Here is a 12637-nt window from a genome sequence, read left to right as displayed (position 1 = left end):
TTCAAACGATCACTTAAACGATTTCTTCTAGCATACTACTGGAAATTCACGCGGATTTCGTAATGTCCCTTCGGTAGCTTGTTTTTCTGGATGTTCAGTTTGTTGTATCCCGTATGAACTTTACCGCTGAATTTTCCAACCAATCGGCCTGACATGTTGTACACTGCAACTGTAGCAAAGCCATCACGAGTCGCATGCAGAATACCGCGATTCAAGTCGAAGGTTGCCACGGCTGCGTGGGTCAGGGGAACAGTGGTGGCAATAGCCTGTGTATCGCTCTGGTCACCCTTTTCCACGATGATTTCATTGGCAGTTTGCTTGACGCCCGCAATATCAAAACCAATCTGGTCCATATTGGGGCCGCCATCGGTACTGAGGGATTGCAGCTTCAGCACATTGCCCTTGGTCACAAGATCCGCCTTCACGGAAACGCTATCCCAGGTCGTCCATGCTCCGGTAGGCGGAAATTCGATAATCCCGTAATTTACGTCGTTGATGAACAGTTCCATGGGGCGGGCCGCCTTACCGCCATTTGCAAATCGGAATGTCACGACAACTCCGGCCTTACCCTTTTCGGCAACCAGATTCCACACGCCATAGCTTTCTGCAATGTTGGAGAAGTTGTAGTAGCCTTCATCGCGCCAACCGGCGTTGGTTTCCTCGTAAACACCGTGAGCGTCATTGGGGTATGCCGCATTCACGCCACTAACAACCTTTGCATCGGCAACAAGTTCTGCGTTAAACTGCACATTAACGGAGCCTTCCACCACAACGGTTTCGCCACCATCGTCAATCGTCTTCACAGAGAACTTCTGAAGGCCGGTCTGAATGGGCGTTCCGCTCAAGGTAATTGTCTTTGCAGTTGCATCCACCGTGGCCTTGATTCCGTCGGGAAGGTCCATGGCCTGGGCACCACCGCATTCGCCGTAAGCAAGAACAATGTCCTTCAGGGCTTCGCCCTTGAACAGTTGCTGGTTCATGCTTCCAGACTGCACCACCAAAGAAGGACCCGCAGTCAAGTCGCTATTTTCTACGAGAACTTCCACCCGTCCGGTGTATTCCGTTCCGTCATTGCCCTTGACGGTGTATTTAAAGGCGGTCAGCCCCATAAATCCCGGGTTAGGCGTAAAGCGTGCAGTGTAACCATCGTCCAGCAGCGTGACTGATCCGTTTTCCAAACTCATGACGCTGTACTTGGGAGCCACAGGCAGAAAGCCCTTGGTAATGGATCGCAGGTCAAAATCGACAGAGCCGTTCTTCAGCACGCGGGTGTGCATAGCCCCAAGCCAGTTGATGTACTTTTCGATGTTGGCATAACCATCGCTACCGATGACCATGGCATCATCCTTGCCTATGTTAAAGCCCATGGCTCCTTCAAAGTAGTCAGGCATGCCATCCTTATCGGTATCCACTTCGGGCTTGCCGGCGATGACTTCGCCCCAGCCATCATTTTTCGTTAGGCCCATAGCGCCAACGGATTTGACCAAGGCCCCCTCCTTGCCCAAGGTACTTGCCTGGTACCAAATCAAGGAATCAATGTCATCGTAGGGCAAAACGCCGGACTGGGAATTCACCAAGCGCCAGGCGGTTGCCGCGCTATAAACCGGATTCTTGTTGGTCATCTCGTTCCAGGGTTCCTTCAGTTCCTCGCCCGGGCCCTGGTAATAGTAAATGTTGGAAGCCCCGCCGTTCAAGACACCGTCGCGGTTGGTGTCGATCATGTTGCCGCTGGCGTAAATACTTTGGTTCTTATCCACCTGGAACCAGGGATTGCTCCCCTTGGGGCCATACACAAAGTAGTTGTTTACGATATCGTGCTTGAAATGAGTGGAGGTGTGGGTGGTGTAACCCGCTTCAAAGTTATAGAGGACGTTGTTCACGAAAACGTCGTTGATTTTATCCAGGGGATTACGATTGTGGGTATTGATGAAAGCGTTATAATACCAAGCCCAGGTGCCGTCCACCGATTCAATATGAGCACCGAACTGCTGATAAATAGGATTCGCCACCAATGTATTCTGCACTGTAACGCCGGTAATGCGGTAATTTGCGTTATCGGAACTGCCGCCAAAGTTATTCCAGGGAGCAAGTTCAATGGAGCAATGGTCCACGATGATGTTCTTGGAATCGTAAAGGTTCAGGGCGTCATCGTTGTTGGACGCAGTCTTTTCGCCGGGTCGAATTCGCAGGTAGCGGATAATGATGTTGGACTGTTTGCCCGTAGAAACCTTACCGCCGTGAATGGCGATGCCTTCGCCAGGAGCCGTCTGGCCAGCAATAGTAATGTTGCTCTTGACCGAAACAGCTGTTTTAATGTTGATGATGCCACCTACATCAAAAACCACAATGCGGTTGGGCGCGCTTACAGCATCACGGAAAGAACCCTCGCCAGAATCGTTCAAATTGGTTACGTGGTAAACAGTGCCGCCGCGGCCACCTGTAACGAACTCGCCAAAGCCAAGCGCCTCCGGAAAAGCCTTTACAGCATCAGCAGCAAAAACGGAACCCGCAATAGAAACGAGCCCGAGACCAAACACCCATGATTTAAATCCCATACAAAACTCCAATGACAGTACACCAAACCGTCATCTATGAATATAAATCAAAAGCGCGTGAAGGGCTAGCCGCCCCATAGGTAAACCGTAGTCTTTAGACAACAATCTGTACAGGAACTTGCTATTCTAAAATTACCGATTCTCGTAGCGATTTCCGAAAACCAGGGTGTTATCCTTGGCGCCGTTCAGATTTACCAGGCGGTTAGGTTCGTAGCGCAGGCTCTTGGCGATGCCATTTTTCAGCTTTTCCTTGCGTTCGAAAAATTCCTCGGGAGTCTGGGCGGTGAGCAAAGTCTGACGGACTTCCATGGCTGCAGACAAACTATCCCCTGTCCCCTGTCCCCTGTCCCCTAAATCATCCACAAAACCTTTGCAAAGTCGTGCGGCCAGCTGTTTTAGGCGGCCCATGGCACCCATTTCCGTGCGGCCTTCTTCATCCAGGAACTTGTAGTAGATGGAGAACACGTCCAGAGCCTCTTCGGCGGTAATGATGTGGGCGGGCTTACCTTCCCAGGCGTCGGCGATCTGTCCGAAAATCCAGGGGTTGTGCATGGCACCGCGGCCGATGCTCACGCCAGCGACGCCATAGGTGTTGATGCGTTCCAGGGCGCATTCCACGCTGTTCACGTCGCCGTTACCTACCACGGGAATCCTAGCGGCAGTAGCCACCTTCCCGATCCAGTCCCAGTTGGCCAGGCCGTTGTAGCCCTGCAGGCGGGTGCGTCCGTGAACCACCAGAAGTTCCACGCCTTCACCCTCGGCAATTTTCAGGGTTTCCAAGACGTTGATGGACTCATCATCCCAGCCAATACGGCACTTGAGAGTCAGCGGAATATTCACTTCGCAAGTATCCAGCGCAGCACGCACGTCGTGCAAAATCTCCTGCAGGCGGGGCAAATCCCGAAGCAAACCGGAACCGCTCCCCTTGCCCGCCACCTTGGGGGCCGGACAGCCCGCATTCACCTCTATATAGTCAGGATGGAGGCCGTCAGCGATCTTTTTTGCCGCCGCAGCCATCTTATCGGGATAGCAGCCGAAAATCTGGATGCCAAAAGGCTTCTCTTCCGGGTAGAATTTCAGCTGTTTATGGCCTGTAAGGCAGAAAACCTCATCCGCATTGGTAGGAACGAACTCAGATACCAACAGTCCCATGCGGTTTCCGGACAAAACTCGGCACAAACGGCGGAAAGGAGCGTCCGTCACCCCGTCCATGGGGCTCAAAATGGTGTTGGGGAACACTTCTAAGTCCCTAAGTTTGAAGGACTTAACAGCCGGTTTTAAACTTTCAACATCTTTCAACATATTAACAACAATTATCCACAAAAAGTTCGCAAAGTGTGCCCGAAAAATTTATTTAATTTCGCAGCCACATATACGCTAACTCATTGATAAACCTATATTTACGGCGTGGCAAATATAACTAAACAATCGCTTATTCAAGAAATCGCCAAGTCCACCGGATTTGTGCGTAACGATATCAAGACCGTCATCGAACAGTTCCTCGACCTGGTGGGCGAAAAACTGATCGAAGGCAACACTATCGAAATCCGTGGTTTCGGTACCTTCAGTTGCAAGCCCCGCAAGTCCCGTCCGGCCCGCAATCCCCGTACTGGCGAAACCGTCATGATCGAAGAACGCATGGTTCCTTCCTTCAAGTTCAGCAACGACATCAAGGACAAGATCAACTCCCTTGAAGCAATCGTCGAAGGCGTCAACGCCAAGCTGGAATCCGAAGACAAGGACGTGATGATCGCGGTCAAGTCCGACGATTCCGAAGTCTCCGCCGAAGAAGTCTAGTCTTCGCTGATATCGAACAGCAGTTCCTCTTGCCCGTCCAGGCGGAACCAGCTTAAGTTATACACCAAAACGTTTAAAGCCCCGGTTCAAACCGAGGCTTTTATTTTTTTATCGTGAAGGCATTACTAAGGCGTGTCCGTGTACCGCCTTTAGCCTTTGATGTTCCTTGTCCAGATGGACCCCCATAAATCCCATTTGGAAATTCAATGAAGTTGTCTCTGCAGACATCTTCCATCGGATTGTAATATAGGAGGTTCCCCTCGGCAAATCATTTTCTTTCATAGGGGACTTCCAGTCGGTTCTTCTTTTAGGTTTGTTTCCTTTCCAGGGATTCACAGCATTATAGGGGAAAAACCTATTGAGCCAACCGTTAATGCCACCTATGGCTCCACTGTTCTCTCCAGCTGAAAGGTACTTGTAGATGCCTCTCCAAAATTCCATTTTGATATTGCCGTCGTAGGCCGCAATAAACTGGTCTAGGATGGGATTGACTTCCTTTGCCCACCAGCCCATATTCAGTTCCTTGACCAGTTGATTATACTTCTTTTTCAGTAAAATCCAGTCTTCCTTTTCGCCCTTCACAAGAATTTCGGGAATGCCGCAAAGTGTCGAAAATTCATAGGAATAATACTCCGATGCCACAGAAAGAATCATGGCCTTCGCCACGTTGGCATGAATGGCGGTGGTGGTAGAGAAACTTGCGTTGAAAGCGTCCATTGTCTTTGGGGGTAGCTTAGAACCCAGCGAGTCAAAAAGTGCAAAAGTGGTTTTATCCCATTCCTCAGCAGAGGAGGTTACTCTAAGACTATCATTTCGTACCACCAATGCGGTATCGGCCTTAGGCAGCACAAACTTCTTTTTTAACGCTTCACGGTTAGCCGAAACATGAATGCGGGTCCCGTCTAAAATCAAAAGCCAAATGTCGTCGGGAGAAATTTCAACGGAGTAATGATTTGCAAATGCTTCACCCACCATGGCGATAAAAGGATGGAAAATAAGCCCGGACCGGATATCGATTACATCACTTTCGGTATATGATTCGGAAAGTATGGCAGCAGGCTCTCGAATCTCATACAAGCCCATATGAAACCTATCGGGTTTTACAGGCATTGTCTTGTAATTCAAAGAGCCCGGCTTTACATCAGGATCCTTGATGGACACATCGGCAAAAGATACCGCAGCAAAAAACAGTGCCGCTATAACAACAATTTTATTCATTGCAATCTCCCAACCCAAGTATTTTTATTTCGTCAAACTCGCGACTTCTTCTTCTGTCATAAAGCGCCAGCCGCCGCTACCCAAAGTATCGTCCATGGCCACAGGGCCGATGGCTTCGCGGGAAAGGGTCATCACGTGGTTCCCGACAGCGGCGAACATGCGGCGCACCTGATGGTACAAACCTTCACCGATGGAAATGACCACGGTATTTTGCACAGTGCCGTCCGCGGCAGTCACCTGTTCCTCGGAAAGTTCGCGGGCAAGCACCGGGCGGCGTTCGTCCTTCAGCATCACGCCCTTCAGAAGTTCGGCCTTCTGCTCCGCAGTGAATTCGCGGGCCAAAGTCACGCGATACTTTTTCAGGTAGCCTTTCTTGGGGCTTTCCACCTTATGGATAAAATCGCCCTGATTGGAAAGCAAGATCAGTCCGGAGGAGTCTGCATCCAAGCGGCCTACAGACTGCAGGCCCATAGCCGTAAAGCGATCCGGCAACAGGTCATAAATGGACTGATGGTCACGAGCATTATGGCTACATTCCACATCAAGAGGCTTGTCCATCATGATGTACAGTTTTTCAACCGTAGGAACTTCCTCGCCATTGACGGTAATGACTTCGGGACGAGTCTTGAATTCCACAAACGGATTGTCCACTACCTCGCCATCCATTTCCACCATACCGGCACGAATCAGAGCGCGGGCTTCCTTACGGGAGCCAAAGCCAATAGATGCAATCAGTCGTTCCAAAGTCAGTGCAGGCATTATTCCTCCGCCATCATTTTCACAATTTTCGTTCTAATCCAGCCCAGTTCGGGCAGTTCATTGGTCTTCAGCACATGAGCTCTACGACGCCAGAAACTAAACAGTACAATACCGCCATAGAACAGAATAATCATCAGCAGCCCAATGAAGCGGCAAAGATTAACTCGAAGTCTCACATGACCTTCACCGCGAAGTTCATGATCCTGAGTCCAGTCCATCCGGAAGTCCCAATCACCAATGTAAGGGTAAGACTTCAGGAAGGCATTCAAGGAGGCAAGCTCTCCCATTCGGGCATAGTCCGTACGGATGCCTTCCACAAAGCAGTTGATAAACTTCAGGTGGCAAAGTCTGCACAGGCCCACCAGCAATTTCTTGACGGCCCACCATGCCTTCGCATCAAATTCCGGAGTCAGGAGAATGGACCAGAATTCCGTTTCCGTCAGGGAACGCTTTTCCTTCTTGCCTTCCGTCCCGTCAAAACCTACGGCAGCGTCCGCATCCGCGCGGAACGTCTCCGGCGGTTCCTGGGAAGCATTATTCCGCTCTCCATTTTGCGTTGAATTATCTTCTTCAGCCGTAGCATTTGCCACCGGAGCCGAAGCCGCAGGAGATGCAGAAAAACTTTCGACGTCTTCATCATCGCCGAAAGTCTTTTCCACTTCAAACATTTTTTTTCTGAAAAAAAATCCCCAGGCCTTAGCCCCGCGCGCATTGAGTTCCCCATGCATCCAGAAGGTGAAAGGGAAAAACAGGGCAACAAGAACCAATGCGCATAGAACCATGCACACCACTAGCCCTGTGTCAATGAACGCAAACAGGATTACTTCTCCGCTTCGTCAGCCTTCTTGCTGATAACGTCAATCAGTTCGGCAAAGCTCTTGTTCTTGAGAATCTGGCCAAACTGGTCCTTGTAGTTACGAGCTGTAGACAGGTCGTCGATGACCAGGTCCCAGGCCTTCCAGTTACCATCCACCTGGCTCATCTTGTATTCCAGGACAGATTCCTTACCCTTGTTCCACAGATGGGCAATCACGCGAGCGTCCTTGTCACCCTTCATCTTGGCAGGTTCATAAACGGTAGAATCGGCGCGGTAAACTTCAAGACGCTTGGCGCTGGAATTTCGGACCATGCGCTGGAATTCAGCAACGAACTTCTTCTGGGAAGCTTCGTCCTGAGCCTTCCATACGTCTGCAGCCAGGGACTTGCGAGCCAGTTCCTCGAAGTTAAAGGAGTCGTTCAGCAAGGCCTTCACGCGTTCCGTTTCCTTGGCATTGCGGCTGGACTTCTTCAACAGAGTCTGCAGTTCCACATCCTTCTTCTTGATCGCAGAGACAGGATCATCTGCAGCAAAGCCCATCACGGAAGCGAGAGCCAAAGCAATCATCAGTTTCTTAACCATAAACACCTCTTTTTTTTACTTAAACACGCTGTGGAATTCTTTCAGGGAATAGCCCATAGTAAAAATCAGCTGGGCAAACTCCACGTTATATTTACAGACTGCGAAGTAGTAATCCTTCTTCATGCTCACATTCTGAGTGTAGGCGGATACCAGGTCGCCTGTCTTGGACTTGTCCAAATCATACTGCATGGCAGCACCCTTCAGAATAGATTCCGATGCACGGAGACTTTCCTTGAGGGCGTCCATCTTTTCCTTGGCAGCCTGGAGCTGATAGTACTGTTCCTCGGCCTTTGCGACCAGGCCTTCTTCAGCATAGCGCTCCTTCAGCTGCAAGCCCTTGTATTCGGTACGGCTGGCACGGAACTTTTCCCAGTTCTTCCAGAAATTCAAATTGTAACGGAGGCCGACACCAATAAGACCATCCAGCTTATTCACGGCGTCCTCGGCAAAGGCATCCTTCTGCATAATCTTTCTGTTGCCGGCCCAGCTCTTCACGTATTTGAACTGGCCCATCACAAAGAATTCCGGAGCAAGCTTCGCTTCCGCCAGATCCATCTGGACACGACGAGCCTTAAGACCCGCTTCCAGCTGTTTCAGTTCCGGATGGGTGGTTGAAGTCAGGGAACGTACTTCATCCAGAGTAGGCATCCTTTCGGAACGAGGCAACAGGAGGGAATCTTCCGCAACGAAAGTATCGCCATCCTTCAAGCCCAGAGAAAAGCGGATTGCAAGCTGGACACGCTTCATTCCCAACTGGGCATCAATCACACCTTCCTTCACGGTGTGCATCTTGGCTTTCAGATTCAGGAAATCCATCTGGGAAACAGTGCCATCGTCTTCGTCAAGAGCTTCTTCCATCTTGTCGTAGGCATTGTCCACCTGCTTCTGTGCGTCTTCCGCCAGGCGGGTCATTTCGAGAGCCAGCAGGTAGTTGTAATAGTAACTCTGAAGTTCAACTTCCTTCTTGTTCAGCTTGTTCTCGATTTCGTAAGTTTTCTGCTGAAGATCCGCTTCCAGAGCCATCTTTCCGGAATTGTACTGACCGAAATTCAGCGGCTGGATAAACTTGCCTTCCACACCCCAGAACGGCCCCATCTTGGTAAAGTCATACACATCGACAGTATCGCCACCATCCAGTTCCTGCTTCAGGCCTGGAGCAGGGCCTACCATCATGGAAACGTAAAATGTGGGGAGAATGGCTTCTGCCTTCAAAGCGCGAATCTTGTCTTTCTTAGCTTGAGTTCCCTGTCTGGTCTCATCCAGCTGGGGATCATTTTCCATTCCCTGTTCCACAAAGCGGGAAAGGTCATAGCGGACCTCGCCAGCCAAGACAACACTTACCAGAAGCAGAGATGTAAACAAAACACGCAACATTGACGCAAATTTACAAAATTTACTTGTTACAGAAATGACAGGCTTAAAAGATTCCTGTATTTAGCGGTCACCCGTTCGTAATAGGTGGTAGGCAACGGGTTTCCCTGTTCAAGCAGGCGGTCCACAGCCGAATGTCCCAAGTTATACGCCACAAGAGCGTCCTTCCAATTACCATACTTGGCAATCAGGCGGATCAGATATGCAGTACCAACAGTCACATTAATTTCGGGACGCAACAAGTCCTCTTCAGTCTCGATTTTCAGGCCAAAGCGAGCACTCATGGATTTTGCGGTTTCAAGCTTAATCTGCATCAAGCCCAGTGCACCCGAAAACTTTCCGGAACGGACTCGCCCGCGGGCATTAGGATTTCCATGACTTTCCTGGGCAACCACCGCCAAGATCAGCAGGGGATCCGTCGCATAGGATCTGGAAATTTGCCAAAGCTGTTCCGTCAGCATGACCCTCTGCTCATTCGTTAGTTTGTTCTTACTAAGATAGTTCAGGGCCTTATCAATTTTCACATACTCGATTGTCCACTTGCCATAACCAGCCAATTGTTCCAACTGGTTACGAAGTTCCGTCTCCTCCACCGCAAGAGATTCCATTTCCGTTTTTTGAACGAACCAACGTGAAACAAACAGCCCTAGGCTTCCAAACCAGAGCACAAAGAAAATCCCCACCCCAATGGGAGATATACGGACATTACCTCTCACGCCTGGTGTTCTCCAGGTATTCAAGATATTCCACCCAGCTACCAATCAATCCAAAAGAGCTGAGCATGGTCGTATCCTGCACCACCCCAAGCTTACGCAAGGGACCAATGGAGGCTTCCAGTTTATCGATTTCCTGAATATAACGGGATTTCTGGTTCTGCAAGGCAATAATCTGAGCCTGCTTATCAGCCAGTTCAGCCCCCTGGTTGGACACGATAATGAAAAGAGTAATGATCCAGCCCAACAGAAGCAAAAAGAACGAAACTGCAACGCCCGGGCTAACCGTAATACCGGAACGGACACCATAATGCATACCTATCTGCAGCAGTTGCTTCTTCGTTCCGGATTTTTTATAAGCCTCGCGATTTTCGTAAATCTGGAAAATGTTCTTATAGCGGGAGAAATAGCTGTACAGTTCTTCCGAATCAAATATCAGGATCAGGCTCGCCTTACGGGCTTTCGCTCCATTCAGTAATTCCAGGAACAAATCCAGATACTTGTCGCTGGTAAAATGCACCTGGTTCAAATTCAAATAGAAGAAACACCCCGGCCCATCCAGGAGCATCGCCAACTTTTCCTTGACCGCTGCATACTGGGCATGGCCTAGAGAACCCGACAAGACGATTTCCACATCGTCTTCTCGGGATTCCACCTGGATGTTGATCATATCAGATATCATCTAGGCTACCTCCTGGAAAAGCGTACGTTGACCTTGACGTCAAAAATATCCTGGTTTTCAAGCGATACTTTCCAGAACGGGAATACACGGACCCCCTGCAAGGCATCAGGAGCCGCAGACGCAGAAGACGCACCGAAGATAGGAGACAGAAGGATATTGGTCTCTTTATCAAACACAAGATGCAAGTGGCTAGACGTGTAGGAATCCACAATTTCCAAAGTCTTTGCTTCCGGATAGATCATAGGAGACTTAAAGTCAAACTTCAATTCCTTACCATCCACCACGACAGCGCCATCGCCACGTTCGCAGGCAGCAAGACCCGTCTCCAACAGGAATCCGAAGAATCCTTTTTGCAGCGCTTCCGCAACATTTTCCAGATGATAACTCAAGCTGAAGTCGGATCCATCTGAAGACAAGGCAAAGTTTTTCTCCACATGGAGCATTCCCTGCTCTTCGGCTCTAGAAACAGGCTGTTCAGACAAAAGCAGGATTTCAGAGCCATCTTCGTTGCGCTTAAACTTGTAATCATAGGGCGCTGTAAGGGAATTCTCGCGATCGGCCAAAACCTGGTCCAGCTTAGCAGCACTGTAGTCAATGTTTGGAAGCAAATAATCCTGGAAGCCCACAGCAGCTTCACCATCGTCATGCCAGGAACCAAGCACATTAAAGGAGGACATCTTGGCATTCAAATAACGAAGTACACCACCGCTGAAATAATCCAGTATGAATGTATAAGAATGGCTTTCTGCCGCAATTAATTTACGCCCTTCCAGAAGGAAATCCGCAATCTCCATTCGAATACCATCAAAGGAAAGATTCTCGGAAAGGAAAGCAGACGCTTCCGTCAAGAAACGATACCCCCAGAAACGCACCATAGGGGTACGCATACCTTCGGAGTCCTGCATGTCACGATAATAAATGGGAGACATCGCAGGGTAAAGCGTTTCAAGAAACTTCTGTTGAGTCTTATCCTTCAAGCCTGCCGTCCCGCGACGGAACAAGGAAAGAAGGATCTTGTGGAACAAATTGATTTCAGGACGACGCACCAACAATTCGCGACAAGTCTTTGCAGTAGCGGGCAAACCAATACGCCTTCCCGCAGAAACAAGAAAACTCAGTCGACCCTCAGGATTCTGGTCGTTGACAGCACTTCCCACAGTCTTGGTAGCAACGTCGTTCGTTTCAATAAAGTCAATCAGTCGTTCCACAAAAGGAACTATGTCCCCCGGCTTGGGCGGGATATCCAGAACGACAACAGCAGACCTACCATCACGGCAATAAGGTTCCGCAATTTCAACCCAGTTAAAATCGTCATTTGCAATCGCCTGGGAAAGCTTTTCAGATACCGGCACCACACGCAGGAAGGAACCCTTGTCTTCCACGGAATACCATCCAGAAACAGACGTAGAGCGTCCGAGAGCATCCTGAAGAGCAGACTCCTGAACCAAGGCGTATTCAAAACGGTTCTTCTCCAGAAGTTCCGTCATCTCCATTTCCCACACCATAGAGGAATTGAAGTAGCCAGCAGGTTCTATATCAAAAAGTTTCTGTACAAGCTTGCCATGCTGCTCCAATTGTGCGGACTGTAACACCGTAGGGAACAGAGGCAACATAGGGTCAAGGAACCCACCGCCCAAAATTTCCAGGTATCCCTCTTCTACAGCCTTTCTCAAGCGTCCGAAAGTAAGAGGCCCTGCAACCCTATGAGCAGCTTCAAGAGTCGGTCCATCCAAAAAAATCGAAAAACGCACCTTGCCCGATTCAAGCATCTTTCCGATGCCCATCAGCAAGTTCTTCGCAACCGCATCCAGCTTCTCATAAGCTGTAGAAGGCGGCAACTGCAACACCATAGATAAGGTAGGTTCCATACGACTAAGAATAACAAATTTATGGTGAAAAGGCTCAATATTTTTGTGTAAATGCGCTTTGCATCCAGAAGCCTCAGCCGAACGAAATCATCCATCCGGCCATGTCCACGTCGGGACCGAGCAGGACAAGGCGCGACGCACATATCCGCCGGATGGCCGAGGGATGCGAGGCGTGCGCCTCGATTACGCCCGACGTACCGTATTTTTCCCAGGGACGAGCGGGACAAGGCGCGAGCCGCCGTGGTGTACTCCGGTACACGAGGGGGCGAGCAACG

Annotated in this window: 11 protein-coding genes; 1 reads left to right on the top strand and 10 read right to left on the bottom strand. The window is 49.8% G+C overall.

Features of this window, described 5'->3' with window-relative positions; translation table 11 throughout:
* Window positions 1-35: 35 nt before the first annotated feature.
* Together BGX12_RS15835 and BGX12_RS11690 are read right to left on the bottom strand one after the other, a co-directional pair.
* Window positions 36-2555, bottom strand: a complete 2520-nt coding sequence (locus tag BGX12_RS15835) for a hypothetical protein (RefSeq protein ID WP_233246379.1) — start codon at window positions 2553-2555, stop codon at window positions 36-38.
* Window positions 2556-2687: 132 nt separating this feature from the next.
* A complete protein-coding gene (locus BGX12_RS11690; protein ID WP_109736240.1) occupies window positions 2688-3857 on the bottom strand; it encodes a tRNA-dihydrouridine synthase in 1170 nt (389 codons plus the stop codon).
* A gap of 105 nt (window positions 3858-3962) precedes the next feature.
* Between BGX12_RS11690 and BGX12_RS11685 the strand changes: the two genes are divergently transcribed.
* A complete protein-coding gene (locus BGX12_RS11685) occupies window positions 3963-4352 on the top strand; it encodes an HU family DNA-binding protein (protein ID WP_109736239.1) in 390 nt (129 codons plus the stop codon).
* A 108-nt stretch (window positions 4353-4460) separates the two neighbouring features.
* On the opposite strand, the gene BGX12_RS11680 is transcribed toward BGX12_RS11685, so the two are convergent.
* The 8 genes from BGX12_RS11680 to BGX12_RS11645 all read right to left on the bottom strand — a co-directional run bounded on the left by BGX12_RS11680 (window position 4461) and on the right by BGX12_RS11645 (window position 12362).
* On the bottom strand, window positions 4461-5570 hold the full coding sequence (locus tag BGX12_RS11680) for a DUF4419 domain-containing protein (protein WP_111361687.1): 1110 nt from the start codon (window positions 5568-5570) through the stop codon (window positions 4461-4463).
* A 24-nt stretch (window positions 5571-5594) separates the two neighbouring features.
* On the bottom strand, window positions 5595-6329 hold the full coding sequence (locus BGX12_RS11675) for a pseudouridine synthase (RefSeq protein ID WP_109736237.1): 735 nt from the start codon (window positions 6327-6329) through the stop codon (window positions 5595-5597).
* On the bottom strand, window positions 6329-6997 hold the full coding sequence (locus tag BGX12_RS11670; protein WP_146196324.1) for a hypothetical protein: 669 nt from the start codon (window positions 6995-6997) through the stop codon (window positions 6329-6331). Before BGX12_RS11670 ends, BGX12_RS11675 begins: the two co-directional genes overlap by 1 nt.
* A 152-nt stretch (window positions 6998-7149) precedes the next feature.
* A complete protein-coding gene (locus BGX12_RS11665; protein ID WP_109736235.1) occupies window positions 7150-7728 on the bottom strand; it encodes a phospholipid-binding protein MlaC in 579 nt (192 codons plus the stop codon).
* A 15-nt stretch (window positions 7729-7743) separates the two neighbouring features.
* Complete coding sequence (locus tag BGX12_RS11660; protein ID WP_109736234.1) at window positions 7744-9102, bottom strand: TolC family protein; 1359 nt, start codon at window positions 9100-9102, stop codon at window positions 7744-7746.
* 26 nt (window positions 9103-9128) lie between these two features.
* The gene (locus tag BGX12_RS11655) at window positions 9129-9707 is read right to left on the bottom strand and encodes a lytic transglycosylase domain-containing protein (protein ID WP_109736233.1); all 579 of its coding nucleotides are present in this window, start codon (window positions 9705-9707) and stop codon (window positions 9129-9131) included.
* Between the two features lie 97 nt (window positions 9708-9804).
* Window positions 9805-10494 (bottom strand): hypothetical protein, encoded by a 690-nt coding sequence (locus BGX12_RS11650; protein ID WP_146196323.1) that lies wholly within the window; start codon window positions 10492-10494, stop codon window positions 9805-9807.
* A gap of 5 nt (window positions 10495-10499) precedes the next feature.
* Window positions 10500-12362 (bottom strand): alpha-amylase/4-alpha-glucanotransferase domain-containing protein, encoded by a 1863-nt coding sequence (locus tag BGX12_RS11645; RefSeq protein WP_109736231.1) that lies wholly within the window; start codon window positions 12360-12362, stop codon window positions 10500-10502.
* Between the last annotated feature and the right edge of the window lie 275 nt (window positions 12363-12637).

The sequence above is a fragment of the Fibrobacter sp. UWR4 genome (assembly GCF_003149045.1).
GTDB lineage: Bacteria > Fibrobacterota > Fibrobacteria > Fibrobacterales > Fibrobacteraceae > Fibrobacter.
This window is presented reverse-complemented; position numbering and strand designations above follow the sequence as displayed.